This is a genomic window from Cronobacter universalis NCTC 9529 (assembly GCF_001277175.1).
Lineage (GTDB): Bacteria > Pseudomonadota > Gammaproteobacteria > Enterobacterales > Enterobacteriaceae > Cronobacter > Cronobacter universalis.
The window spans coordinates 3,382,521-3,408,034 of record NZ_CP012257.1; the positions used below are offsets into that span (position 1 = coordinate 3,382,521).

Genomic DNA, 25,514 nt, shown 5'->3' on the forward strand with positions numbered 1-25,514 from the left:
GGAGTATCATGAAAGTATTCAGTCCCGCCCAATTTCGCGCGCAGTTTCCTGCGCTTCGTGATGCAGGCGTCTATCTCGACAGCGCCGCCACGGCGCTAAAACCGCAGCCGGTCATTGACGCCAGCCAGCAGTTCTATTCACTGAGCGCCGGGAATGTGCATCGCAGCCAGTTCGCCGAAGCGCAGCGCCTTACCGAACGATACGAGGCCGCCCGTGGCAGCGTCGCACGGTTAATCAACGCGCCCGACAGCCGCGATATCGTCTGGACGCGCGGCACCACCGAATCCATCAATCTCATCGCCCAGTGCTATGCGCGTCCGCGCCTGAAGCCGGGCGATGAGATTATCGTCAGCGAAGCCGAGCATCACGCCAATCTGGTGCCGTGGCTGATGGTGGCGGAGCAGACCGGCGCGAAAATCGTGAAACTGCCGCTTGGCGCCGATCGCCTGCCGGATGTCGCATTGCTCCCCACGCTTATCAATGAGCGCACATTCCTGCTGGCGCTGGGCCAGATGTCCAACGTCACCGGCGGCTGCCCCGATCTCGCCGAAGCGATTGCGAAAGTTCATGCCGCCGGCGCGGTGGTGGTGGTGGATGGCGCGCAGGGCGTGGTTCACTGCCCGCCGGACGTCCAGCAACTGGATATCGATTTTTACGCTTTCTCCGGCCACAAGCTTTATGGCCCGACCGGCATCGGCGCGCTGTATGGCAAAACCGACCTGCTGGCGCAGATGTCGCCGTGGCTGGGCGGCGGTAAAATGGTGACTGAAGTCTCCTTCGAGGGCTTTAAAACGCAGCCGGTGCCGTACCGCTTTGAAGCGGGCACGCCCAATGTCGCGGGCGTGATCGGCCTTAGCGCCGCGCTCGCCTGGCTTGAGGATATCGATCTGGCGAAAGCCGAAAGCTACAGCCGCGGACTCGCAACGCTTGCCGAGGCGGAACTCGCGAAACGCCCTGGCTTTCGCTCGTTTCGCTGTCAGGATTCCAGCCTGCTGGCGTTTGATTTCGCAGGCGTGCACCACAGCGATCTGGTAACGCTGCTGGCGGAGTCCGGCATCGCGCTGCGCGCCGGCCAGCACTGCGCCCAGCCGCTGCTGGCGGCGCTTGGCGTCAGCGGCACGCTGCGCGCCTCTTTCGCGCCCTATAATACGCAAGGCGACGTCGAGGCGCTGATCGCCGCCATCGACCGCGCGCTGGACATACTGGTGGATTAAATGACGACTGCTTACCTGGCCGGGCATCCGTTCGGCGCTTCGATTACCCCTGACACGCTGCGTGAGACGTTTGGCCCGCTCACCCAGTGGGAAGATAAATATCGCCAGTTGATTCTGCTCGGCAAACAACTTCCGGCGCTGCCGGAGGAATTAAAGCAAGAAGCGCAGGAGATACCCGGCTGTGAAAACCGGGTCTGGCTCGGCTATGTAAAGCGCCCCGACGGCGGGCTGCACTTCTATGGCGATAGCGAGGGGCGCATCGTGCGCGGGTTGCTGGCGGTGTTGCTCACCACCGTGGAAGGCAAAACGCCGCAGGAGCTTCAGGAACACTCTCCGCTGGCGTTATTTGACGAGTTAGGGCTGCGCGCCCAGCTTAGCGCATCGCGCAGCCACGGCCTGGCGGCGCTGGCGCAGGCGATACAGGACGCCGCCCGCAAGGCCTGATTACACAGCGCCGCGCGCCGCTTTCGCCATCATCTTCTTCAGCGCGTGCGACACCGCCACAAAACCAAACGTGGCGGTCACCATCGTGGCCGCGCCAAAGCCAGAAGCGCAGTCCATGCGCTTCGGCCCTTCCGCCGTGCTTTTCATGGCGCATACCGAGCCGTCAGCCTGGGGATATACCAGCGCCTCGGTGGAGAAAACGCAGTCCACGCCAAGCTTCCCTTTGCTGTTTTTCACCACGCCGAAGTCGCTTTTCAGCCGCTCGCGCAGTTTCGCGGCCAGCGGGTCCTGAATCGTTTTGGCGAGATCGACCACCTGGATCTGCGTCGGATCGGTCTGCCCGCCCGCGCCGCCGGTGGTCACCAGCGGAATTTTGTTGCGGCGGCAGTACGCAATCAGCGCTGCCTTTGGCCGCACGCTGTCGATAGCGTCGATGACATAGCTAAACCCGGCGTTCATATATTGCGCCACATTATCAACGGTGACGAAATCATCCACCACGATGATGCTGCACTCCGGGTTGATCTGCCGAATACGCTCGGCCATGACCTCGGATTTCGCCTGCCCGACCGTGTCGCGCAGCGCATGGATCTGACGATTGGTATTGGTGACGCAGACGTCATCCATATCAATAAGCGTAATCGCGCCGATACCGGTGCGCGCCAGCGCTTCCGCGGCCCATGAACCGACGCCGCCGATGCCCACCACGCAGACATGCGCGTCGGCAAAAAGCTGCAACGCCGCTTCGCCATATAAACGGGCCGTGCCGCCAAAGCGGCTGCGCCAGGCGTCTGTGATAACTACAGCCATAAAACCTCAGATATAAAAAGGGTGAGAGTTTTCCCTCACCCTTGCTCAGTAATCCGCAGGCCCGGCTGGCGTTACGCCGCCGGACGACAGGATGCTCAGAATAGCATAATCAGCCGCTGAACACGTTGCCGGCGCCCGGCGCGGTTTTCAGCACCCAGACGCGGCCGTAGTGATTATACCAGCCTGCGCGGTGACCGGCGTCCGGGCCGATGCCCTGATAAATATCGAAATGCTGGCCTTTAATCGCGCCGCCGACATCCAGCGCCACCATCAGCCTGAGCTCATATTGTCCGTTGAACTTGCCGTTATTGTCCAGCAGCGGCACTTCCGCCAGCAGCGTGGTGCCGGCCGGAATAATCGAGCGGTCAGACGCCACCGACGCGCGGCCAATCAGCGGCACGCCGCTTGCGCCTTTCACCGGCGCGTAATTCTGCGGCTTAAAGAAGACAAAGGACGGGTTCTCTTCCAGCAGCGCGCGCACTTCCTGCTCGCTGTGGGTTTCGCCCCAGTGGCGAATCGCCTGCATCGACATATCTTCACGCTTCACCTCGCCGCGATCGATAAGCACCTTGCCGATGCTGCGATACGGATGGCCGTTTTTCCCGGCATAGGCGAAGAAGTTCAGCGGGCGACCGTCGCCGAAATCGATATAGCCGCTGCCCTGCACATCCATAATGAAGTTATCCATCAGCGAGTTGCTGTATGCCAGCACGTAGTTATCGCTGAGCGCGCCGGAATAAATCTCGGCGCGCGACGGCAGGCGTCCGCGTTTTGGCGGCATACGGTAAATCGGGTACTGGAATTCGCCCTGACGGGTATAGCGCGCCTGCACCACCGGCGTGTAGTAGCCGGTAAACTGGACGTTGCCGTAATTATCCGCCCCTTCCATCTGCCAGGCATCGATGCCAAACTGGCGCAGCGAGCGGGTATCGCCACCGGCGCGCAGCCACTCCTGCACGGCGTTATAGACGCTGCTTTGAGAGCCAAAAAGACGCGGCGAGGCGCTGCGAATGGCCGCGACCTGCTCGGAGAAATCTCCGGCGTTAATGGGGGCGCCAACGGCGTCCGGCTGGTTTACCAGCGAAAACGGCTGCGTAAATTTGCCGTCTTTATATTGCTGACCGCGATCGGTCGGTTTGGAGGAACAGGCGGAAAGCAGCGCGATCATCGCCCCTGCCGCCAGATATTTTGCCCAACGTCCTTTCATGACTCTCTCCGCTATTGCGCTGTCCGCAGGCGAAGATAGCAAACCGGCGCTCGCAAGGAAACGCATAAGCCCTTTCAGACAGGCAACGGGATTAAAGAATCATCAAGGCGGATGATATTTCAGCAAGCTGACGCCGATTCAGCTTATTGTTTTAAAAAAAGGTTGCATCGAAAGCTCAGCGGAGTATAGTGCGCATCCACGGACGCGGGGTGGAGCAGCCTGGTAGCTCGTCGGGCTCATAACCCGAAGGTCGTCGGTTCAAATCCGGCCCCCGCAACCAATTAACGCGCACGGCGCGACAATGTGAAGAAGTAAGACGGACGCGGGGTGGAGCAGCCTGGTAGCTCGTCGGGCTCATAACCCGAAGGTCGTCGGTTCAAATCCGGCCCCCGCAACCAATAAAATGAACACCCTGACGGGTGTTTTTTTATGTCCGCAATTCAGCTATTCCCCTGTATCACTCTGTCCCGGTAAGGCAAAAAGGCGCGTTATCCGCGCCTTGCCAGCGTCCCGCCATCGGCGAAATACGCTTTGATCCCTGCCAGAATCGACTCCGCCACTTCCTGCTGAAAGGCCGCGGTGCGAAGTTTACGCTCTTCATCTTCGTTACTGATAAACGCGGTTTCAACCAGAATCGACGGAATATCCGGCGCTTTCAGTACCGCGAAGCCCGCCTGATCCACTTTATTCTTATGCAGTTTGTTCACCTGCCCGAGGCGTCCTAACACTTCTTTGCCGAATTTCAGGCTGTCGGAAATCGTCAGCGACTGCACCATGTCAAACATGGTGTGATCAAGATAAACGTCCCCGCTTTTACTCACGCCCCCCACCAGGTCAGCGGCGTTCTGGGTTTGCGCCAGGTATTTCGCGGCCGTACTGGTCGCGCCTTTGGTCGAGAGCGCAAAAACGGACGAACCGCGCGCGGCGCGGCTGGTAAAGGCATCCGCGTGAATTGACACAAACAGGTCGGCGCGCTGCTTCTGAGCCTTCGCTACACGCACTTTCAGCGGAATAAAAATATCTTCATTGCGCGTCATGAGCGCCTTCATATTGGCTTCGCGTTCAATCAGCGCGCGCAGGCGGCGGGCGATTTGCAGCACCACGTCTTTCTCACGCGTCTTATGTTTGCCAATCGCGCCGGGGTCTTCGCCGCCGTGACCGGGGTCAATCATAATGACAATCGGACGATCGCGCCCCGCTTTGCCCGGCTGCGGCCCGCTGGTCGCGGGCGGTACCTGTTTATCCAGCTCGCCCTTGTTGTAATCCTCAAGCAGCGCCAGCAGCGGATCCTGCTCGTTAGTGCCGTTGGCCGGGTAGAGATCGATAACCAGACGTTCGCGGAACTCAGCGACCGGCGCCAGCGCAAACAGATGCGGCGTAACGTTTTTCTTCAGCTCAAACACCATGCGCACGGTTTTCGGGTCAAACTGACCGACGCGGGCGGATTTAATGAAAGGATCGTCGACGCGGATCTGGTTGCCCACGCCTTTCAGTACCGCGTTCAGATTGACGCCTTCGAGATCCACCACGATGCGTTCCGGGTTACTCAGCGCAAACTGGCGATACTTCAGTACACGGTTAGATTCCAGCGTCACGCGGGTATAGGCGGAAGCCGGCCAGACGCGCACCGCGATAACCTGGCCCGACGCAGCCAGGCCCGCCTGGCTGACGCTCAATAACCACATCGCCCCCGCGCCCTGTAACAGCTGGCGACGACTAAAAAGATGACTGGAACCTGACATGCCACTCCCGAGCATTAATGCGAATAACTCAACTTACGACCAAAATGGCCAAAAACTTTAGCGAATGGTATCGGAACTGTCATCTATAAAAGGGTAAACAAATGCCTTTGAACGTAGGCGTTCGCGGTAATGACGCGTCGCCGCCATAAAATTGCCACTTGCGTATGGGATAATAAAAGAATAAAAATACACAAATTACGAATAACCATTCACTGAGAGGTTTTGCCGTGGTGAAGGAGCGTCGAACTGAACTGGTCCAGGGATTCCGCCATTCTGTTCCCTATATTAATGCCCATCGGGGCAAAACGTTTGTCATCATGCTTGGCGGCGAGGCTATTGAGCATGAAAACTTTTCCAGTATCGTCAACGATATAGGTCTTCTTCATAGCCTCGGCATCCGCCTGGTGGTGGTCTATGGCGCGCGTCCGCAAATCGACGCCAACCTTGCCGAACATCACCACGAGCCGGTTTATCACAAGCACACCCGCGTCACCGACGCCAAAACGCTGGAGCTGGTAAAGCAGGCCGCCGGGTTGCTGCAGCTCGATATCACCGCTCGTCTGTCGATGAGCCTCGGCAACACGCCGCTGCAGGGCGCGCATATTAATGTGGTGAGCGGCAACTTTATCATCGCGCAGCCGCTCGGCGTGGATGACGGCGTCGATTACTGCCACAGCGGGCGCATTCGCCGCATCGATGAAGACGCTATTCACCGCCAGCTCGACAGCGGCGCTATCGTGCTGCTCGGGCCGGTGGCGGTATCGGTGACGGGCGAGAGCTTTAACCTGACCTCAGAAGAAGTCGCCACCCAGCTTGCCATCAAACTCAAGGCCGAGAAGATGATCGGGTTCTGCTCGTCGCAGGGTGTAATGAGCGATGACGGCGATATTATTTCCGAGCTGTTCCCGAACGAGGCGCAGGCGCGTCTTGATACGCTGGAAGCCGCCGGCGATTACCACTCCGGCACCGTGCGTTTTCTGCGCGGCGCGGTAAAAGCCTGCCGCAGCGGCGTGCGTCGCTGCCACCTTATCAGCTATCAGGAAGATGGCGCGCTGCTGCAGGAGCTGTTCTCCCGCGACGGTATCGGCACGCAGATTGTGATGGAGAGCGCCGAGCAGATCCGCCGCGCCACCATTAATGACATCGGCGGCATTCTGGAGCTTATCCGGCCGCTCGAGCAGCAGGGTATTCTGGTGCGCCGCTCGCGCGAACAGCTGGAGATGGAGATCGATAAATTCACGATTATCCAGCGCGATAACCTGACTATCGCCTGCGCCGCGCTCTATCCGTTCCCGGAAGAGAAAATTGGCGAGATGGCGTGCGTGGCAGTGCATCCGGATTACCGCAGTTCAGCGCGCGGCGAAGTGCTGTTGCAGCGCATCGCCACCCAGGCCAAACAGATGGGCTTATCCAAACTGTTTGTGCTTACTACACGCAGCATTCACTGGTTCCAGGAGCGCGGATTCGCGCCGGTGGATATCGACCTGCTGCCCGAAAGCAAAAAACAGATGTACAACTACCAGCGCCGCTCGAAGGTGCTGATGGCGGATTTAACCTGACAGCCCTGCTGCGGCCTGGCCATCGCCGGGCCGCGTTTACTGTTCAAAGCAGGCCATCAGGCCGCTGCGCCGTTCCGTTCTGGTCGCGATAGCCATCTCCAGCACCCGCTCATTCGCATACAGCGACAACCGCCGCCGCGCGCGCGTAATCGCCGTATAGACCAGCTCCCGCGTGACCACCGGCGCGAACTGCCCCGGCAAGAGCAGCGCCGCATGATCGAACTCAGAACCCTGTGATTTATGTACCGTCATCGCCCACGCGGTGTCATTATCCGGCAAACGGCTTGGCACGACGGGTTTTAACTTACCGCCAGGCATCGGGAACCAGACGCGCAGGCCGTTGCCGCGATCCAGGGCCACGCCAATATCGCCATTAAACAGCCCCAGCGCGCTGTCGTTGCGAGAAATCATCACCGGCCGCCCTTCATACCAGCGCGACAGCGGCGTGCGACGAATCAGACGCCGCTGCGCCAGCGCATGTTCCACACGTTCGTTAAGCCCGGCGACGCCGAACGGCCCTTCACGCAGCGCGCAGAGCATCTGGAATTCGCTAAAGGCCGCAAGAATGGCCTCCGGCTCGGCACGCTCGCGGACCAGTGTTAAGAACCGCTCGTAGCCTGCCAGCGTCTCGTCAATCATCTGCGCGTAATCGTCGTTACCCGCTAGTGTCTTGCAGGCGATATCGTCAAATCCCCGGCTAAACGTCGCGCTGGCGGCGCGATGATCGCTGCGGTTCACGGCAAACGCGAGCTGGCCGATGCCGGAATCGCTGCCAAAACGATAGCTTTTCTGCAGCAGGCACAGGCAGTCGCGCAGCGCCCCCGCGGGATGCGGCTCGCCGCCGCTAATGTGACACCCCGTAATGCGGCCAAGCTCGGCGGCGCGCTCTGCGGTGAAACCGTGGTTTACGTAGTGGCAGATATCGCCGAGCACCGCGCCCGCTTCCACGGAGGCGAGCTGATCGCGATCGCCTAAAAAGATCACCCGCGCGTGGTCCGGCAGCGCCGCGATAAGCCGCGCCATCATCGGAAGGTCTATCATCGAAGCCTCATCCACCACCAGAACATCCAGATGCAGCGGATTACCTTCGTGGTAGCGCAGCCGCTGGCTGCCTGGCTGCGCGCCCAGCAGGCGGTGCAGCGTACTGGCCTCTTCCGGCAGCGCGTTTTTCTGCGCGTCGCTCAGCGGTAAACGGCGCAGCGCGGCGCCAAGCGATTCCGTCAGACGCGCCGCCGCTTTACCGGTAGGCGCGGCAAGGCGGATACGCGGCGGTTTTTCCTCCGCAAGCTGAACCATAGCCGCCAGCAGTTTCGCCACCGTGGTGGTTTTCCCGGTTCCCGGCCCGCCGGAAATTACCGCGATGCGTCGGGTGAGCGCGACTGCCGCCGCCACTTTCTGCCAGTCTGTTTCATCGCCTGGCGGCCCAAAAAGCGCCTCCAGCACTGCGCTCAGGCGCGCTTCCTCCAGCTCGATACGATGATTACGCTCGCGAAAAAACGCCGCGACCGCCATCTCATGACGCCACATGCGGTTCAGATACAGGCGCTCGCCGATAAGCTTCAGCGGCGTCGGCGCATCGTCCTCGCTCACCGCGGGCGATGCTAATAACAGCGAGCGCCAGTCGTCCGGATTGCCCGCCGCCTCAAACAGCCTCTGCGCCATTTCATCGTGACGCCCGGCGAAGCAGTGCGCCGCACACAGCCGTGAAAGGGGCAAACAAACGTGCCCTTCTCCGGCGTCGCGGCTGACCAGCGCGGCGGCGAACATTACCGCGGGTTCTTCATCGCTTGCCACCATCATGGCGAACTGGGCGTCCAGCGGGCGCAGGAGCTTTTGCACAACGGCCTGCTGGATGAGTTGATGCATTTTCATGACGCTTTCTCCTCCGCGCCGGCAAACAGCGCGTCCATCGCGGTGACCAGCGCCTGCGCAGGACGCGTGGTAAAGATGCTCTGACGGGCGTCCTCTTTCGTTACGCCGCGCAAAAACAGGTAAATCACGCCGCCGAAGTGGCGCTCATAATCATAATCCGGCAGGCGATGACGCAAATAGCGGTGCAGCGCCAGCGTGTATAGCTGATATTGCAGATCGTAACGGTGCGTCTGCATCGCCTGCGACATCGCCTCAAAGGTATAAGCCTGCGGGCTGTCGCCCAGCCAGTTGGACTTGTAATCCAGCAGGTAGTAACGCCCCTGCCAGCGGAAAACCAGATCGATAAAGCCTTTCAGCATGCCGCGCACCTGGCGGAAATCGAGCGGCGGGCACTGCGCGGAAAGCGGGTCATGCTCGCGAATCAGCGCGTCAAGCGCCTCAGGGCGCAGCGCGGCGTCAATCGGCACATAAAACTCCAGCTCCACCTGTTTATCTTTCGCGCCAAGCTGATTCAGCGACACGCCGGTCTCGTTCAGCGGCGCGCTCAGCACGTCATCAATCCAGCGGCTCAGCACCGGTTGCCAGGCTTCATCAAAGCCGCCCAGCTGTAACTGCTGCGCCATCCACTCCGGCGACACCGGCTGGGTGAAGTCGAGCTCTTCAAACAGGCTGTGCAGAAAAGTGCCAGGCGACGCGCCGCGCGGAAACGTATGCGGCGACATTACCGGTTCATCAGGCACGTCCCGCGCGCCCGCGCCGTCCAGATCCAGCTTCGGCAGCAGATCCAGCGCGCGCGCTGCGCCATGCTGCTGCAAGCCGGAATAGCTGGTAACGCGCCATTCATCGATGATACGGCGTTGCAGCTCGCGCGCGGCAAGCGTCGGCGGCGCCGACTCCGGCGGCATCCAGGGCGTGTTGTCCGGCTCGCCCGGGATCTCCAGCGCCAGGTTTTCATCGCACAGCGCCTCAATACAGCGACGCAGGCCGTTCGCATCCAGCGCTTCGCCTTGTTGAATCAGCCTGCCGAGCGCGCTGCGGTGAAGATCGGTTTCCCCTTCTTTCGCGCCGCGGCGGCGAAACAGCGGCGCTACGCCCAGGCTGCAATGCCAGATGGAGCGCGTCAACGCCACATACAACAGACGTAAATCCTCAGCCAGCCGCTCCATCTCCGCCAGCTCCAGGCTCTCTTCGGCGTTGCTCAGATCGAGCATCGGCGCGAACGTCTCGCGATCGTGGTAAAAGGCCTGTTTTTGCTCGCGGAAATCGGCAATAAAGGGCAGCCAGACCAGCGGATATTCAAGCCCTTTCGACTTATGAATAGTAACGACCTGAACCAGATGCTTATCGCTTTCCAGACGCAGCTGCTGGCTGGAGGCGCTGGCGTCCGGCTCGGCGATATGCTGCGCTAACCAGCGCACCAGCGCATATTCGCTGTCGGCCTGCGCGGAAGCCTCCTGGAGCAATTCGCTCAGGTGGAGAATATCCGTCAGTCTGCGCTCGCCTCCCGGTGTGGCGAGCAGATTTTCCGCCACCTGCCGGTGCGTCATGAGCGCGCGCAGCATCGGCATCACGCCGCGACGCAGCCAGATCTGTCGGTAGCCGTCAAACTCCTCTACCAGCGCATCCCAGGCGTTTTCATTTTCATTAAGCGCCTCAATGGCAGGCGCATCCAGCCCGAGCATACTTGCCGCCAGCGCGCTGCGAAGTTTCGTCTCGACCTCTGGTGCCAGCACAGCCTGTAGCAGCCAGAGCATCTCCAGCGCCTCCTGGGTTGCGAAGACGCTGTCGCGGTTAGAAAGATAAACGGAAGGAATGTTAAGCGCATTCAGCGCCTCGCGTACCAGATTCGCTTCGATGCGGTTACGCACCAGCACCGTGATATCTGACGCCTGAACCGGTCTCGCTTGCTCTTTGCGCCACAACAGCGCCTCACCCTTCATGCCCGCGCTTAACCAGTCGCGGATCTGCTGCGCACAGACGCGCGCCATCGTTTGTTGGTAATCACTTACTCCTGCGCCGTCGCCTTCCATGAGCCAAAGTTTCATGGCGGGCTGGGTTTTCCCGGCGAAGGTAAAACGCAGCGACTGGTTGCGCGCGGCAGGCTTCACTGCCAGGAAAGGGATATCGCGAAACATAAACGCATTATCCATCTGGCTGAACACTTTATTGACGCTCTCAACCATCCCTGGCGCCGAACGCCAGTTGGTATCAAGCGTATAGTGAGCGTTTACTTCGCCGCGAGCGCGCATGTAAGTAAAGATATCCGCGCCGCGAAACGCATAAATCGCCTGCTTCGGATCGCCGATAAGCAGCAACGTGGTCTCTTGCTGGCCCAGCCAGATACGACGGAAAATGCGGTACTGCTGCGGGTCGGTATCCTGGAATTCATCGATCATCGCCGCCGGATAACGCGCTCGAATCGCCGCCGCCAGCGCCTCGCCGCCCGGCTGATTCAGCGCCTCGTCGAGGCGGCTCAGCATATCGTCAAAACCCAGTTCGCCGCGGCGGCGCTTCTCCTGCGCGACGGTATAGCGGATTTCCGCCATTGCTCTGGCAATAAGCAGATCGCGGATGGTGAAAGGCTCGGCCAGCAGCGCATCGATTGCTTCAAATACCGCGTGGCGCGGCGCGTCGCCTTTTTTAGTCTTCTCAAGCAGCGTGCTTTGGGCAAATTTTTCCAGCGCGCCCGGTAGTTGCCAGGACGTGGTTTCTTCCTGCGCCCAGGCGGCCACCTGATCAAGCCAGGCGGGCAGATAACGGCTGCTATAGCTGCGCTTATCGACGCCCGAATTCTGAATCAGCGCCGCCAGTTCAGCGGCGTTGTCACGCCACAGCGTTTTGACCTCATCAATACGCGCAATCGCGTTTTCATAGCGCGACTCAATCGTTTCGTCATCCGGCGGCGGGGTTTTTATCTTCGGCGCTTCGCCATGCAGAAAACTGTTTACATCGCGCAGCAGTGATTCCGGCCCGTCCCACTGTTCACAGACCACGCGCGCCAGCGGTTTGGCGAGCGGATAACAGTGGCGACGCCAGAAATCGGCGCAGGCCTGATAGCGCAGCAACGATTCGTCTTCAATCAACTGCTGCTCGAAGGGCATCCCCGACTCAAAGGCGTTCAGGCTCAGCATCCGCTGGCAAAAACCGTGAATGGTAAAGATGGCCGCCTCGTCTATCTGGCGCTCCGCCAACAGCAGCGTGCGGGCCGCCAGCGGTTTATCCGGAATTTCATCCAGCAGCCGCTGGTAGAGCGGATCGTCGGTGCGCTCGCGCAGGCAGGCCACACGTAGTTCGTGAATATTGCTGCGGATACGCCCGCGCAGCTCTTCCGTCGCGGCCTCGGTAAAGGTTACGACTAACAGCTCTTCAACGGTTAACGGGCGCGGGTGAGCCGCCTCGCCGCCCAGCCCTAACAGCAGACGCAGATACAGCGCTGCGATGGTATAGGTTTTCCCGGTGCCGGCAGAGGCTTCTATCAACCGCTCGCCCGTTAAGGGCAAGCGGAGGGGATCTAGGGGCGCTGCGGGCTCATCGGTCATTGCGTGTCACTCAGAAGCGGTAAAGATTGTTGCAAGTCGCTGACGCTTTGATACACCGGCCATCCTTCAGGCACCGCATAACGCGCCTGCGGGCTCTGGCTGCCGGATACCTGCGAGAGGATCGTCATGCCCTGCCGGGCAAGCACCGCCTGATGGAAAAAGTCGGCCAGTTTCTGCGGCGTCAGCTGTCTGATTTCGGCCACAACTTTATCACGAGAATCGAAATTTAAATTATCCCGATCGAAGTCTTTACTCACCTGCGAGGCTTCTTCGCCCAGCGTCTGTGGGGCCTGTTGCATATCGTTAATGATGCTTTGCTGAATATGCGCAAAATCCTGCGCGTTCAGCGTGCGAAGCCGCGACTCCACTTGCGGGAAGAAAGCCTGATAGCGTTTCCAGAGATAATCGGGCTGCTTTTCGCTGCTCTGCAACAGGAACCCGATCCCCCACTGACGCCCTACCGGCATTGGAAAGGCAAAGACCGCGTAGCCTAACTGCTCCTGCGTGCGCAGCTGGTTATAGAACCAGGGCGAAATAATCTGCCCAAGCATGGCGCTACAGGCGGAGCTGGTCGCCTCGGTATACCCGACAGGCACAAACAGCGCGGCCAGCGCGGAATCCGTACTGCTGCCTGCCTTGTTAAAAATGGCCTGCTGCGTTTTCTCAACGCTGACATCCCGGGTGCGCGTCCAGCTTTTCCCTTTAAGCCCCAACTGGCGTACGGCATCCTGGGTGAAGTTTTTCACCTGCTCAGGGGCCAGGTTGCCGACCACGAGAAACTCCGCGCGGGCATGGGTTTTCAGGCTTTCGCGGTAAGCGAGAATGTCATTAAGCGTTATCTCCGGCAACAAGGCGCGGCGCGCTTCACGCTGGAAATATGGCACCTGAGAGACCATCTGTACCGGCATGATGGCCTGATCGTAGGCTTTGCCTTGCTCCGCCGACGCCAGCATCTGCTTATACCAGGATTTCGCCTGCGCCAGCTGATCCTCGGTGGGCTCATAGCTGAAATAGCCGTCCAGCAGGGTCAGGAACAGCTTACGTAAATGCTGGGTGTAGCCGTTCGCGCTAATCATCAGCCCGCTGTTGGCGCTGCTGGAGAAACTAATGCCGCCCACGGAAGCCTGGTTGCTCAGTTGATCAAGGGCAATCCCGGCCAGGTAATCATTCAGCGCGAACAACACCTGATTTTTCGCGCTGTTCATCGCCTGCTCATTACGCAGCACCAGCGTGATATCCGCTCTCGGCTCGCTGGCGAAATAGCGGCTTGGCATATAGAGCACGCGCAGTTCCGGCTCCTGAATCAGCAGTTTAGGATGCGCATATGGCTTTTGGGGTTTAATCAGGCTGAAATCGCCCGGAATATACGGGTTTGGCTCGGGCAGCGTGAGCGCGATTTGCCGCCCAAGGGTCTGCCACTGTTTTAGCGTTGCCGCCGGGATTTTCTCAACCTGATAAGGCGCGCCGACAAAATAGGCCGTTTTATTGTGCGGCTCGTCAGGGCTGATATACCAGATACGCGCGTTTTCCGGCGTCATCATGGCAAGGCGCGCGTTCACTGCCCCGGGATCAAAACGGTCGGCAATATTCACGACATCAAGCGTATGCGCCACGGGCACGCGCAGCATGCTGTCGGCCAGCCACTCGACATAGTTCATATCCCGGGTGATGGAGGGATAACGGAAATCGAGATCCAGCACATGAGACAGCTCGGTGAAATAGCGTTTATCAATGCCTTTATCGCGCAGCGTCTGAAGATAGCGGAAAATAGCTGCCACAACGCGGTCGCGCTGTGCGAGCCCTTTATCCGTCAGCGAGACGGAAATGACCATCACACCGCTGTTTCCGGCGACAACCGGATCGGAGTCCGCTCTGACGCTTTCGGCAAGCCCCTCTTTTTGCAGCCAGTCAGATAACGTGCCGGGGCTGCGGCTGCCTATCATATAGCCGATGAGCTCATCGGTTTTGCTACGGAATTTGTCGCTGTTGTTATCGATGCGAAACTCCACGCGCAGCGCCTTAAGCGGCTGTACGGGAACATAATGAATAAAAATTCCCTGCTGCGCCGGGGTAACGACAGGTGTTGTGATCTCTGGCGCCGTCAGGTTTTTATTCGGCACCCGTCCCCAGGTGTCGGCGGCCATGCGGGCCAGCTCCGGTAATGGGCGATTGCTGTAAACCACGGCTTTCATAATATTGGCGGAGTAATATTTATCCCGGAACCCCACCAGCGCCTGATGCAATGGACTGCCCGGTTTGTCACGCAGCGTCTCCAGGTTGCCGCCGGAGAAACGCGCGCCTGGATGTGCCGGATTCAGCGTTTCGGCACTGATCTGCGCCATACGCATCCCGTCGCGCGCACGCGCCATGGTCAATTCCGCATTTACCGCGTTACGTTCACGATCGGCGAAGGTTTTATCGAGTTTTGGCGCGGCAATCGCGTCCGCAAGCCTGTCCATCGCGCCGGCAAGCGCGTCATTTTCGGCTTCCAGATACCAGGCGGTGCGGTAAGGCGCCGTGCTGGCGTTATGGCTGCCGCCGTGGAGCTTGAGGTATTCCGCAAGGCTGTCGGGCTCAGGGTATTTTTGCGAGCCCATGAGCGTCATATGCTCAAGATAGTGCGCGAGCCCGAGATGATCGTCAGGATCTTCCAGCGACCCCACCGGCAGCACCAGCGCAGAGAGTGATTTTACGGCCTGCGGATCGGAGACCAGTAACACCACCATCCCGTTGTCGAGGCGGATAGCCTGGTATTCCCGGTTATCACGATCGCTTTTGCGGATCGTTTCTTTCAGCGGTTGCCAGCCAGTATCGGCCTGAGACAAGGGGGCCCAGAAGGCCATGCAGATCAACAGCGCTTTGTACCAGTTACGACATCCAGGCATTAATAAACCTCTCATTTACAGCTTCTGCTATTCATCATTAACAAGCGGCACATGCCGCAACGCCCTTCTTTCGGGGCGCCTTGAAATGTCATCTGCGCTTAATCTTTCAGGGCTGATGATGGCGGAACAGCGGCAACAGGTAACGCTGCGCCTCGCGGATGATGGCCTCGTAATATTCGGGTTCCAGGTTGCGCCACAGCCGCTGATACCAGATATCCATGCCTTCTCCTTCCACCATCTGGTTGCCCGTCCAGGCCTGAATCAGCTTATTACGCGCTTTCTGCTGGATTTCTTCATCCCACAGGATGACGTCGTTCTTCGCGTCATAACACGCTTTTAACCACTCGCCGCCACTCTGAGGCAATAAGATCAGAGGCTCGCGCATTCCCTGCTGAAAGCCTTCGGTAAGCTCGCGCAAATAGTGTTCTGCCTGCTCACGCGGTACAGGCGGAAAGCGCCAGCAGCTGTCTTTTCGACCATAAAGCCGGCTGGTTCCTTCACCGCCGCAGGCACAGTAGACCAGATGCTCAAGCCAAAGTTGCATTCCATGTTCAACACGCAGTATGGAAGGCCGCCAGCGTAACAGGCCGTCCTGCTGCACATGTTGTAGCCAGCCGGTCATTTCAACATTGCCAAGCTCAAGTGCAATCTCCTGGCTTTCGCCTCCATCGCGCTCGGCAAGCACTCGCTCGGCCAGAACCTGCATTTCCTGTAGCTGACTTTCCCAGAACAGCTCCCCGAACGCGCCATAGGGCAGCTCACCCGCCGCGCGATAACGCCGGTAGAGGGCTTCAGGATCTTGTTGCTCCACCAGCGTATTCAGTAGCTGCTGGTTCATGTGGTAGCGGCCAAGGCTGTCCAGCGTAAAAGGCTCGGCGTCCGGCAGTTCGCTCTCTTCCGTGCGGAAGTTAACCTTCAGCCGTAGCTGGAAAAAGGCACGCACCGGATGGCGCCAGAAACGCTGGAACTGCTCAAACGGCAGCTCCTCAAGCATGACTGGGGCAAGCGGTTTGATAAATTCCGGATGCGCTTCGCCCTGCTCGCTGGCCGCAGGCAGCCACTCGCGGGCGTAGCTCTGAATCTCTCTGGCTGGCTGAAAGTTTTCCGCATCGAAAGGCGTACGTGGATAAAGCCGCATCAGATGGGCTTTCACCCTTTGCGCGCTCTCATCGCAGTTAAGCGCTTCATCACCTGGCAGGTAATGGCTCTGAGCGAGATAATCCATCAGCTCCTGCACCAGCACTGAAGGATACCTTTCGCTGTTATCCTGTACTGAGCGACCAATGTAGCTGATATAAAGTTGTTGCTGGGCGGAAATCAGGGCCTCAAGGAAGAGATAGCGATCGTCGTCGCGACGGCTGCGATCCCCGCGCTGCGGCTTCTGGCTCATTAGATCGAACCCTAATGGCGCAAGCGTTCGCGGATAAACGCCGTCGTTCATGCCGAGCAAGCATACAGCCTTAAAAGGAATAGAGCGCATCGGCATTAGCGTACAGAAGTTCACCGGCCCGGCGAGGAAACGCTGGCTGATGCGCTCCTGATCGAGCATTTTCGCCAGTTCATCACGCAACAGATTGAGCGGTACTTCATCTTCATAGTGCGCGCCAATGCCCTGCTCGATAATGGCCTGCCACTGCTGTTCAATCAACGCCAGCGCAGCTTCGGTTTCAGCATCCGGCGCGAAGAAGCTATCGAGCATTTCCCGACAGACCGGCAGCCACTCCGCCAGCGGCCTCGATTGCGAAAGCCCTTTGCGCCACAGGTTAAGCTGCATTAAGAGTTCGGCAAGGTGGCCGACCAGCTCGGCAATCAGTCCGCTGGATTCATCATATGGCAGTACCGACTGCCATTCGCCAAGATGGCTTTCCATGGCGTAGCCCAGCAGCATACGGGTGAGACCGAACTGCCAGGTATGCTGCCCGGTCGCTGGCAGGGCCAGCTCACGCACGTTGTCATCATCAATGCCCCAGCGCACGCCGGACTCATTAACCCATTGTCGCAGGAAGCGCAGCCCTTCTTCGCTGATGTTGAAGCAAGCGGAAAGCGACGGAACTTCCAGCAGCGCCAGAACATCTTCAGAGACAAAACGACTGTCCGGCAGCGAGAGTAATGTAATGAAGGCCTGAAGCGCAGGGTGCGCCTGGCGGGCGCGCCGGTCCGAGATGGCGAACGGCAGGTAACGCTCCTGACTCGCGCTGCCAAATACGGCCTGAATAAACGGGCTGTAACTGTCGATATCAGACACCATCACGATGATATCGCGCGGCGTCAGCTCTGGATCCGCCTCCAGCATTTGCAGGAGCTGGTCATGAAGGATTTCGACTTCGCGTTGGGGGCTATGGCAGACATGCACGCTGATGCTGCGATCGTCAGGATCCAGCTCGCGCTTCCCGTCGCTGCGCTCAAACTCCTCAAGCGTCACGCCCGCCTGCGCCTGGTTACGCAGCTCCAGCAGATCGAACTGCAGGCTGTGCAACAGGTTATCGGGTTCGAGATCGACAAACACATCCATCTCTTCAAAGCGCTCAAGGCCTGAAAGCAGATACGTGTAGTCGCGGCCTAATTTGCCCCAGGAAGCAAGCAGCGGGTTTCCCACTTCCTGCTCGCCTTCCTCGTTGAACAGGGCGGGTGCCGTTTCGCTGTCTTTAAAAAGCGGTGCCGTTCCCTCTTTCGCATGCAGTTTACGCTTGCGGCTCAACAGCCGCGCCAGGAAGGCCGGGTCTTGTATATCGCCCCAGTAATACCGGCACGGGTTAGTAAAAAGAAGATGCACGTCAATGTGTTTACCCAGCGCCTGTAAGGCCTGTAAATAGACGGGCGGCAGCGCCGAGATGCCGCAAATGAACACGCGCGCGGGCAGCCCTTCCGGGCAGCTTTCCGCCATCTCAAGCGTACGTATAAAACGCTGATAAAGGTTGGCGCGGTGCCACTGCGGCTGCCCCAGTTCGGCGGTGTGTTCCACCAGCGCACGCCAGAGCGGCGCCTGCCAGCGCTGCGGATCGCCAAGACCATCGACAACATCTCCCGCCTCCCAGCGAGTTAACCACTCGGGGCGATACACCAGATACTGATCGTAGAGATCCGCCACGCGCGAGGCGAGCTGGAAGAGCTTTCGCTTGTCCTCGTCATCATGCAGATAGTGGCGCAGCATGTCGAAGTCAGGCGAAGCGAGCAGACCAGGCAGAAGCTTCATGAGTTTCCAGCTCATGTTCTGTTTGGTGAAGGCGCTCTCCTGCGGAATATCGCGCAGCACGCGCACGAACATGTCCCAGATGAAGCTTGCCGGAAGCGGAAATTCAATATTCGCGGCGATGCCGAATTTCTGTGCCAGGCTCATCTGCAACCACTGCGCCATACCGGTGCTCTGCACCAGGACGATTTCAGGCTCGAAAGGATCGGGAAGCGGCTGTTGTTCAACAATGAACTCCATAATCGCCTCCAGCACATCAAGCCGGTTGGAGTGATAAACCCGTAACATAGTGACTCCTGACTACTGCTCTTCTGAGGGGCAATGTAAACGTCTTAACTGCCCTTGCCTGCCCCCGGGGCTCGACACAATAACCGAAATGCTGACACATCCCGCACTGGAAGTCTCCACCCGCGTCGCTTTCCAGCCTTCAGGCAAAGACGGCGGACTGATTTCTGCCTGCTGGCTCGCAAAACGCCAGAGTTGCCGATAGTGCCACTGATTAAGAAACCCTTGCGCCAGTACCTGGTAATATCCCGTTAGCGCCCCGATGACAATGATGAATAAAACCAGGGAAACCAGCACTTCAGGCAGGCTAAACCCAGCCTGACGCTGGCGAGTCAGGGAAGCTGGCATTGCTTCGCCTCCGCGAGTGGGCAAAAATCGCTCCAGCCATGCGGCATAAAACGCAGCCGCTCACCGTCAGGCTGCGCCCAGCGCCAGAGCGTGAGTGGCACGGCATTCTCTTCCATGCCCTCCGCCGCGACCAGAACATACGTTTGCATCTGCCTGACGCAGGCGCGACCTTTCACCTCAGACACCCGCTGACATTGCCACTGCGGCGTAAATGCCCAGTCCCGGCTTTGCGCCAATGCCAGTGCTGAAAGCGCCGCGTTAAACGTTTTAATCGCCGCGCTCTCGTTTGCCGCCCGGCCAAAGCGGCTGTCCAGTTGCTGCTGCAATCCACCCAGCATGAGGCTACCCAGCAGCAGCAAAGCCAGAACCATAGCGATGGTGGACATGCCGTTCTCCCTCGCGTTCATAAGTTAAACCCACTGACGCTATGCTCAACGGCTACCGGATCGCCGTGGTAGCGGAGCATGGTTGCGCGTAACGCCACGGTAAATAACGGAGGGAAGCCGTGCCGCCGTTTTTCCTGAATCTGAAACCTGTCGATGCGCACCATGGCGGGATTCGTCATCTTTTCCCACCCTTTACCCTCGCAGGACGTGGCGCCGCGCTGCGTCTCAAGGCTACCGTCGCGCAAGCGATACCCGGTCTGTTCCGCCTCCGCTGAGGGCGCGCCTTCAAAGCGTCCATTGCTGTTAGCGTCCCACTGCACCAGCAAACAGCTCCCCTCGCTATTGAGTTGCAGCGCGTGGCCCTGGCAACCCCCGTAGCAATACCCGGCCCGCTGTATCTGCTTGCCTACCGTAAATGCCAGTTGCCACAGCTCTTCCTGGAGCAATGTTTGTTGCGCCAGGCGCAGTACGCCGAGCTGCAACGCCGGGAGCAATCTGGCCGCACCGGTTAACAACATGCTGCTTATCCCAAGCGCAATCAGCACTTCAAGCAGAGAGAACCCTTTCTCTTTTACACGCATGATGTCCCTTCCCCCGGCTCGCATAACCGGATCCGTCCCCAGACCGAAATAATGATCCGCCACTCGCCCGCCTGGCTTTTCAAAATGATATGCCCGGGCCAGGCCGTATTACGTAAGCCAAAAAAGGCCAGCCCCGGCGTCATCTCGCCAATCTCCACCTCTGACCACGGCGGTGAAAACTGATTCTTCGCGCCTTTACGGCACACCTGCTCATCACTCGTCTGTGTTGCCAGACACCAACCCTCAGGGCCACGCTGTAACTTGAGCCGGTGATCGACATTACGCCAGTTAGCATCCTCTCTGAGCTGCTCAAGAAAATCCCGCGTTTGCTGCGCGGTCTGCCATAAACGTTGCTGGTTCTGCCAGCGCTGCCAGCCATACACGCCCGCCGCGCTCATGCTGATAACAATGACCAGCGTCACCATCACTTCAATCAGGCTATAGCCCTGCTGTTTTCTGTTCATGGCGCAAGTGTGCCACTGCCGGCAAACATGACCAGCGCCAATCGGCGAAACCGGAAGACATCTCGAAAGAAATCAACATATTTACATGCGCTTGCAGGAAGCCTGGAAGACGTGCCGAAGAATGAATAACGAGGATAAAAAAACCGACGCAGGGCAGCGTCGGTTATGGCAGGGTAAGCGTTAAATCGCGACGGGCGCTTTGATAGCCGGATGAGGATCGTAGCCTTCGATTTCGAAATCTTCGAACCGGTAATCAAAGAGCGAATCCGGCTTACGCTTGATAACCAGTTTTGGCAACGGACGCGGCTCGCGGGTGAGCTGTAAACGCGCCTGTTCCAGATGATTGCTGTAGAGATGCGTATCGCCGCCGGTCCAGACGAAATCGCCCGGTTCAAGGTCACACTGCTGCGCCATCATATGCACCAGAAGCGCGTAGCTGGCGATGTTAAACGGCAGGCCGAGGAACACATCGCAGGAGCGCTGGTAGAGCTGGCAAGAGAGCTTGCCGTTCGCTACGTAGAACTGGAAAAACGCGTGGCAAGGCGCCAGCGCCATTTTATCCAGCTCGCCTACGTTCCAGGCAGAAACAATGATACGGCGCGAATCCGGGTCGTTTTTCAGCTGGTTGATGACGGTTTCCAGCTGGTCGATATGACGGCCATCGGGCGTCGCCCAGGAGCGCCACTGTTTACCGTAAACCGGGCCCAGATCGCCGTTTTCATCTGCCCATTCGTCCCAGATGGTGACGTTGTTTTCATGTAAATAGGCGACATTGGTATCGCCTTTCAGAAACCAGAGCAGCTCATGGATGATGGAGCGTAAATGACAACGTTTAGTGGTAACCAGCGGGAAGCCGTCCTGCAAGTTAAAACGCATCTGGTGGCCAAAAATCGAGAGCGTCCCGGTGCCGGTACGGTCATCTTTTTGTGCTCCCTCATGGAGCACTTTGTTCATCAGTTCAAGGTACTGTTTCATGGCGTCTCACGAAAGTTGCTGCTGTGGGCGGCGGCGATAAGCCCAGACCATCATGGCTGCGCCTGCGACGATCATCGGGATGGAGAGGATCTGCCCCATGCTGATGTACTGCACCCACTCGCCGGTAAACTGCGCGTCCGGCTGACGGAAAAATTCAACAATGATACGGAATGCGCCGTAACCAATCAGGAACAGGCCGGAAACCGCACCCATCGGACGCGGTTTGCGGATAAACAGGTTCAGAATGATAAACAGCACGATGCCTTCCAGGAACAGCTCATAGAGCTGCGACGGATGGCGTGGCAGCACGCCGTAGGTATTAAAGAGCGACTGCCATTCCGGATGCGAAGAGAGCAGGCTGATATCTTCGCTGCGCGAGCCCGGGAAAAGCATGGCATACGGGAAGCCCGGGTCGACACGGCCCCACAGCTCGCCATTAATAAAGTTACCCAGACGGCCAGCGCCAAGCCCGAAGGGGATAAGCGGCGCAATAAAATCGGAGACCTGGAAGAAGTTACGTTTGGTGCGCTTCGCAAACCAGATCATGACGCAGATAACGCCGATGAGCCCGCCGTGGAAAGACATCCCGCCATCCCAGACGCGGAACAGATAGAGCGGATTTTCAAGAAACAGCGGCAGGTTGTAAAACAGGACATAACCGATGCGGCCGCCAAGGAAAACGCCGAGGAAGCCCGCATACAGCAGGTTTTCAACTTCATTTTTGGTCCAACCGCTGCCGGGGCGATTAGCGCGACGAACGGCAAGCCACATGGCGAATACAAAGCCCACGAGGTACATCAGCCCGTACCAGTGAAGCGAAACCGGCCCAAGGGAGAAAATTACCGGATCAAAATCGGGAAAATGCAGATAGCCACTATTCATCTGTCACCAAAACCTGTTGTTATCCCGCTGAAAGTGGACAGCGGGTGAGATGCTGCGCCCTTTTCCGGGCGCTCCTAAGGCAGCGGATCATAGCATAAAGCCCAGCGTGGGCGAGGACACGAAGTTGTAAAAGATATGTAAGAGCACGCCCTGCTATCGCTGCGCTACAGGCCGCCGCGAATCAGGCCGCCCATGCCGCGACGCTCCATAAACGCCGCCACCTGATGACGTACTTCGGTCGCCGATTGCGATTCCAGGCTGCGCCCGCTAAGCGTTTCAGCTTCTTCCAGCGTGATATGCCGCAGCAGATACTTCACGCGCGCGACCGAGCGGCCATTCATGGAGAGATGGTGATAGCCCATACCGACCAGGAGCGCGACGCACATCGGGTCGCCGGCCATTTCGCCGCACAGGCACAGATCAATGCCGAGGCGCTGCGCCTCAAGGGCGATCATTTTAAGCGCACGAAGCATCGCGGGATGCAGACTGTCATAGAGGCTGGCGACGCGCGTGTTATTGCGGTCTACCGCCAGCAGGTATTGGGTAAGGTCATTGGTGCCGACGGAAATAAAATCAACGCGGCTTGCCAGGTGAGGCAGCATGAAGAGCATCGATGGCACTTCCACCATCACGCCCAGCCGGGGTTTAGGGATTTCATAGCCGAGCATCTCTTCCATTTCGCGGCCAGCGCGATCGATAAGCCGACGCGCTTCGTCCACTTCGTCGATGCTCGTGATCATCGGCAACAGAATGCTGAGATTGCCGGTCGCGGCGTTGGCGCGCAGCATGGCGCGCACCTGGATCAAAAAGATCTCCGGCTGATCGAGCGTGATGCGGATACCGCGCCAGCCGAGGCACGGGTTCTCCTCGCTGATGGGCATGTAGGGCAGCTGTTTATCCGCGCCGACATCAAGTGTGCGCAGCGTCACTGGCTTGTCATTAAACATCTGCAACATGCCCTGGTACTGCGCCACCTGCTCTTCTTCTGACGGGAAACCGCTTTGCAGCATAAACGGGATTTCGGTGCGGTAAAGGCCAATCCCGTCGATACGGCTGCCCAGTTTCTCTTCATGCTCCGGGCTCAGGCCCGCATTCAGCATGACCTGCACCCGCTCGCCGCTTTTCAGACAGGCGGGCTGTTCGACATAATCTTCGGCGAGCCGGCTAAGTTCATTTTCTTCGCTAATCAGCCGCTGGTATTCATGAAGCAGCACCGGGCCTGGGTCGACCAGCAGTTCGCCGCGATAACCATCCACCACCAGCATACGGTGATGCAGCACAGAAGGCTGGATATCCGCGCCCATCACGGTCGGAATACCCATCGCGCGCACCATGATAGCGGCATGGGAGTTAGCGGCGCCGTCGCGCACGACAACGCCCACCAGTCGGTCCTGCGGCAGCTCGGCGAGCGTCGCGGCGGAAAGCTCATCCGCCACCAGCACAAAACGCTCCGGCCAGGTATTTGGGCTCTGGATGTTATCGTCGAGATGGAACAGCAGGCGCTGTCCGAGCGTACGCAGATCGCCGGCCCGCTCTTTCATATAGCCATCGGTCAGCGCGGCGAACTGCTCGGCGAATTTCTCGATAACTTTTTTGACCGCCCACTCGGCGACCGAACCTTTATCCACCTCGTCGTAGAGCTCACGACGCAGCCGCGCGTCGGACAACAGGTGCGAGTAGAGATCGAAAATCGCCGCCGTCTCCTTCTGCGCGCCTGCGGCAAAGCGTTTGCTGTAGCGGCGGAATTCGCCGGCGGCTTCTTCGAGCGCGGTGGTCAGGCGTTCGCGCTCAAGCCCGGTATCCAGCGTCGAGGCTTCGTACACCTGCTCCATCAGCGGCAGCGTGGCGTCCATCCAGCCCTGCGCAATCGCCACGCCTGGCGAGGCCGGCAGCGCGCGGATACGCGTCTGGCGGTACTGGCCAAACAGCGCGGTAAGCTGAGATTGCGACAGGATCGCCGCCATCTGGGTGGCGAGCGTCACCAGGAAGGATTCTTCGCTCTCGTCGTACTGGCGCAGCTCGCGCTGCTGAACGACTAAAACGCCAAGCAGCTGGCGGCGCTGAATAATCGGCACGCCGAGAAAGGCGCGAAAACGCTCTTCGCGTACGGCGGGAATGTATTTAAAGCTGGGGTGTTTTTGCGCGTCGGCGAGGTTAATGGGTTCGGCGAGACGCCCGACAAGCCCGACGATGCCTTCGTCAAAGGCCAGCGTGACGGTACGCCCGCGCGGCTTTTTCAGCCCCCTGGTTGCCATAAGGTAATAGCATCGCCGGTCGTGGTCGGCGAGATAAACCGAACAAACTTCGGTATCCATCGCAAGACAGATATCCGTCACGAGAATATCCAGCGCCTCGTTGAGGCGCGGGGCGCTGGCCACTTTCTCGACTATTTCTCGCAACCGGGTGAGCATAATTTGCGTGGCTTAACCTCTTTTACGTCGCCAGGCAGGCGAAGGATTACGCTGCGGTGGCGCGCTCTCCTGCAACGGCATTACAACGCTTGCGAACTCTTTCATCACCCGACGATACACATCGCGCTTAAAAGAGACCACCTGGCGCACCGGATACCAGAAGCTTACCCACCGCCAGCCGTCAAATTCAGGCGTACTGCTGGTTTGCATGTTGATATCGGCGTCGTTGCTCATTAACTGCAGAAGAAACCACTTTTGTTTCTGGCCGATACATACCGGCTTTGTGTCCCAACGCACCAAACGTTTTGGTAATTTGTAACGTAACCAGTTTCGGGTTGTGGCAAGGATGCGCACATCTTTTCGTTGTAAACCGACCTCTTCGAAAAGCTCGCGGTACATCGCCTGCTCCGCCGACTCGCCGGGATTAATACCGCCTTGCGGAAATTGCCAGGAGTGCTGACCAAAACGTCTGGCCCACATTACCTGCCCCTGACGATTACAGATCACGATACCAACATTCGGGCGGTAGCCATCATCATCGATCACCGGACTACCTCAAAATAAACCTGGATAGTAACGATTGTTTCATACTCCTCATTGACGGTAAACCACTCTGTTAGCCGCTGTGAACAGGAATAACATTTGAATAACTCACAAAAATATGCGGGGTTATAAACAGGGAATGCGGTTGAAGGCTGCTTTTATTCACTTTTTCTGTGG

18 protein-coding genes and 2 tRNA genes are annotated in these 25,514 nt (G+C 58.6%); 5 read left to right on the plus strand and 15 right to left on the minus strand.

Annotated features, from left to right (window positions below; all coding sequences use genetic code 11):
- Positions 1 to 8 precede the first annotated feature (8 nt).
- Together csdA and csdE are read left to right on the plus strand one after the other, a co-directional pair.
- On the plus strand, positions 9 to 1,214 hold the full coding sequence (gene csdA, locus AFK65_RS15580; protein WP_038856405.1) for a cysteine desulfurase CsdA: 1,206 nt from the start codon (positions 9 to 11) through the stop codon (positions 1,212 to 1,214).
- A complete protein-coding gene (gene csdE / locus AFK65_RS15585; protein ID WP_007701411.1) occupies positions 1,215 to 1,658 on the plus strand; it encodes a cysteine desulfurase sulfur acceptor subunit CsdE in 444 nt (147 codons plus the stop codon).
- Here the strand turns inward: csdE and tcdA are convergent, their stop codons facing one another.
- Complete coding sequence (tcdA, locus tag AFK65_RS15590; RefSeq protein ID WP_007701414.1) at positions 1,659 to 2,468, minus strand: tRNA cyclic N6-threonylcarbamoyladenosine(37) synthase TcdA; 810 nt, start codon at positions 2,466 to 2,468, stop codon at positions 1,659 to 1,661. It abuts the gene before it with no gap.
- Positions 2,469 to 2,577: 109 nt separating this feature from the next.
- Positions 2,578 to 3,675 carry a murein transglycosylase A gene (gene mltA, locus AFK65_RS15595; RefSeq protein WP_038856401.1) on the minus strand — a complete coding sequence of 366 codons (1,098 nt, stop codon included), beginning with the start codon at positions 3,673 to 3,675 and terminating at the stop codon, positions 2,578 to 2,580.
- Positions 3,676 to 3,878: 203 nt separating this feature from the next.
- Between mltA and AFK65_RS15600 the strand changes: the two genes are divergently transcribed.
- Positions 3,879 to 3,955: transfer RNA gene (locus AFK65_RS15600), tRNA-Met, on the plus strand.
- Positions 3,956 to 3,996: 41 nt separating this feature from the next.
- Positions 3,997 to 4,073: transfer RNA gene (locus AFK65_RS15605), tRNA-Met, on the plus strand.
- A gap of 90 nt (positions 4,074 to 4,163) precedes the next feature.
- Here the strand turns inward: AFK65_RS15605 and amiC are convergent.
- On the minus strand, positions 4,164 to 5,417 hold the full coding sequence (amiC, locus tag AFK65_RS15610; RefSeq protein ID WP_038856399.1) for an N-acetylmuramoyl-L-alanine amidase AmiC: 1,254 nt from the start codon (positions 5,415 to 5,417) through the stop codon (positions 4,164 to 4,166).
- A 227-nt stretch (positions 5,418 to 5,644) separates the two neighbouring features.
- On the opposite strand from amiC, the gene argA reads away from it, so the two are divergent.
- Positions 5,645 to 6,976 (plus strand): amino-acid N-acetyltransferase, encoded by a 1,332-nt coding sequence (gene argA / locus AFK65_RS15615; RefSeq protein ID WP_007701355.1) that lies wholly within the window; start codon positions 5,645 to 5,647, stop codon positions 6,974 to 6,976.
- A 36-nt stretch (positions 6,977 to 7,012) separates the two neighbouring features.
- On the opposite strand, the gene recD is transcribed toward argA, so the two are convergent.
- The 12 genes from recD to rppH form a co-directional block, all read right to left on the minus strand.
- Positions 7,013 to 8,848: an exodeoxyribonuclease V subunit alpha gene (gene recD / locus AFK65_RS15620; protein ID WP_038856397.1), complete on the minus strand. Its 1,836-nt coding sequence runs from the start codon at positions 8,846 to 8,848 to the stop codon at positions 7,013 to 7,015.
- Positions 8,845 to 12,387, minus strand: a complete 3,543-nt coding sequence (gene recB, locus AFK65_RS15625) for an exodeoxyribonuclease V subunit beta (RefSeq protein WP_038856395.1) — start codon at positions 12,385 to 12,387, stop codon at positions 8,845 to 8,847. The genes recD and recB overlap by 4 nt, the downstream gene beginning before the upstream one ends.
- Positions 12,384 to 15,272 carry a pitrilysin gene (gene ptrA, locus AFK65_RS15630; RefSeq protein WP_038856393.1) on the minus strand — a complete coding sequence of 963 codons (2,889 nt, stop codon included), beginning with the start codon at positions 15,270 to 15,272 and terminating at the stop codon, positions 12,384 to 12,386. The genes recB and ptrA overlap by 4 nt, the downstream gene beginning before the upstream one ends.
- A 106-nt stretch (positions 15,273 to 15,378) precedes the next feature.
- Positions 15,379 to 18,750 carry an exodeoxyribonuclease V subunit gamma gene (gene recC, locus AFK65_RS15635; protein ID WP_007700901.1) on the minus strand — a complete coding sequence of 1,124 codons (3,372 nt, stop codon included), beginning with the start codon at positions 18,748 to 18,750 and terminating at the stop codon, positions 15,379 to 15,381.
- 12 nt (positions 18,751 to 18,762) lie between these two features.
- Positions 18,763 to 19,095 (minus strand): prepilin-type N-terminal cleavage/methylation domain-containing protein, encoded by a 333-nt coding sequence (locus AFK65_RS21245; RefSeq protein ID WP_032804837.1) that lies wholly within the window; start codon positions 19,093 to 19,095, stop codon positions 18,763 to 18,765.
- Entirely contained in the window at positions 19,080 to 19,481 is a 402-nt protein-coding gene (locus AFK65_RS15640) for a DUF2509 family protein (protein ID WP_007700898.1), read from the minus strand. The genes AFK65_RS21245 and AFK65_RS15640 overlap by 16 nt, the downstream gene beginning before the upstream one ends.
- 17 nt (positions 19,482 to 19,498) lie before the next feature.
- Complete coding sequence (locus AFK65_RS15645) at positions 19,499 to 20,062, minus strand: prepilin peptidase-dependent protein (protein ID WP_007700896.1); 564 nt, start codon at positions 20,060 to 20,062, stop codon at positions 19,499 to 19,501.
- Positions 20,053 to 20,526 (minus strand): prepilin peptidase-dependent protein, encoded by a 474-nt coding sequence (locus AFK65_RS15650; protein ID WP_007700888.1) that lies wholly within the window; start codon positions 20,524 to 20,526, stop codon positions 20,053 to 20,055. Before AFK65_RS15650 ends, AFK65_RS15645 begins: the two co-directional genes overlap by 10 nt.
- A gap of 180 nt (positions 20,527 to 20,706) precedes the next feature.
- Entirely contained in the window at positions 20,707 to 21,501 is a 795-nt protein-coding gene (gene thyA / locus AFK65_RS15655) for a thymidylate synthase (protein ID WP_007700884.1), read from the minus strand.
- A 6-nt stretch (positions 21,502 to 21,507) separates the two neighbouring features.
- Entirely contained in the window at positions 21,508 to 22,383 is an 876-nt protein-coding gene (gene lgt, locus AFK65_RS15660; protein WP_007700882.1) for a prolipoprotein diacylglyceryl transferase, read from the minus strand.
- 164 nt (positions 22,384 to 22,547) lie between these two features.
- Positions 22,548 to 24,794, minus strand: a complete 2,247-nt coding sequence (gene ptsP / locus AFK65_RS15665) for a phosphoenolpyruvate--protein phosphotransferase (protein ID WP_007700879.1) — start codon at positions 24,792 to 24,794, stop codon at positions 22,548 to 22,550.
- Between the two features lie 12 nt (positions 24,795 to 24,806).
- Complete coding sequence (gene rppH / locus AFK65_RS15670) at positions 24,807 to 25,340, minus strand: RNA pyrophosphohydrolase (RefSeq protein WP_004385951.1); 534 nt, start codon at positions 25,338 to 25,340, stop codon at positions 24,807 to 24,809.
- Positions 25,341 to 25,514: the final 174 nt, after the last annotated feature.

Excerpts from the sequence above, each read along its gene's own strand:
- ptsP (WP_007700879.1), bottom strand. The coding sequence starts at position 24,794 with ATGCTCACCCGGTTGCGAGAAATAGTCGAGAAAGTGGCCAGCGCCCCG.
- csdE (WP_007701411.1), top strand. The coding sequence starts at position 1,215 with ATGACGACTGCTTACCTGGCCGGGCATCCGTTCGGCGCTTCGATTACC.
- recC (WP_007700901.1), bottom strand. The coding sequence starts at position 18,750 with ATGTTACGGGTTTATCACTCCAACCGGCTTGATGTGCTGGAGGCGATT.
- AFK65_RS15645 (WP_007700896.1), bottom strand. The coding sequence starts at position 20,062 with ATGCGTGTAAAAGAGAAAGGGTTCTCTCTGCTTGAAGTGCTGATTGCG.
- AFK65_RS21245 (WP_032804837.1), bottom strand. The coding sequence starts at position 19,095 with ATGCCAGCTTCCCTGACTCGCCAGCGTCAGGCTGGGTTTAGCCTGCCT.
- AFK65_RS15640 (WP_007700898.1), bottom strand. The coding sequence starts at position 19,481 with ATGTCCACCATCGCTATGGTTCTGGCTTTGCTGCTGCTGGGTAGCCTC.
- recB (WP_038856395.1), bottom strand. The coding sequence starts at position 12,387 with ATGACCGATGAGCCCGCAGCGCCCCTAGATCCCCTCCGCTTGCCCTTA.
- csdA (WP_038856405.1), top strand. The coding sequence starts at position 9 with ATGAAAGTATTCAGTCCCGCCCAATTTCGCGCGCAGTTTCCTGCGCTT.
- mltA (WP_038856401.1), bottom strand. The coding sequence starts at position 3,675 with ATGAAAGGACGTTGGGCAAAATATCTGGCGGCAGGGGCGATGATCGCG.
- recD (WP_038856397.1), bottom strand. The coding sequence starts at position 8,848 with ATGAAAATGCATCAACTCATCCAGCAGGCCGTTGTGCAAAAGCTCCTG.
- AFK65_RS15650 (WP_007700888.1), bottom strand. The coding sequence starts at position 20,526 with ATGAACAGAAAACAGCAGGGCTATAGCCTGATTGAAGTGATGGTGACG.
- tcdA (WP_007701414.1), bottom strand. The coding sequence starts at position 2,468 with ATGGCTGTAGTTATCACAGACGCCTGGCGCAGCCGCTTTGGCGGCACG.
- amiC (WP_038856399.1), bottom strand. The coding sequence starts at position 5,417 with ATGTCAGGTTCCAGTCATCTTTTTAGTCGTCGCCAGCTGTTACAGGGC.
- lgt (WP_007700882.1), bottom strand. The coding sequence starts at position 22,383 with ATGAATAGTGGCTATCTGCATTTTCCCGATTTTGATCCGGTAATTTTC.
- thyA (WP_007700884.1), bottom strand. The coding sequence starts at position 21,501 with ATGAAACAGTACCTTGAACTGATGAACAAAGTGCTCCATGAGGGAGCA.
- ptrA (WP_038856393.1), bottom strand. The coding sequence starts at position 15,272 with ATGCCTGGATGTCGTAACTGGTACAAAGCGCTGTTGATCTGCATGGCC.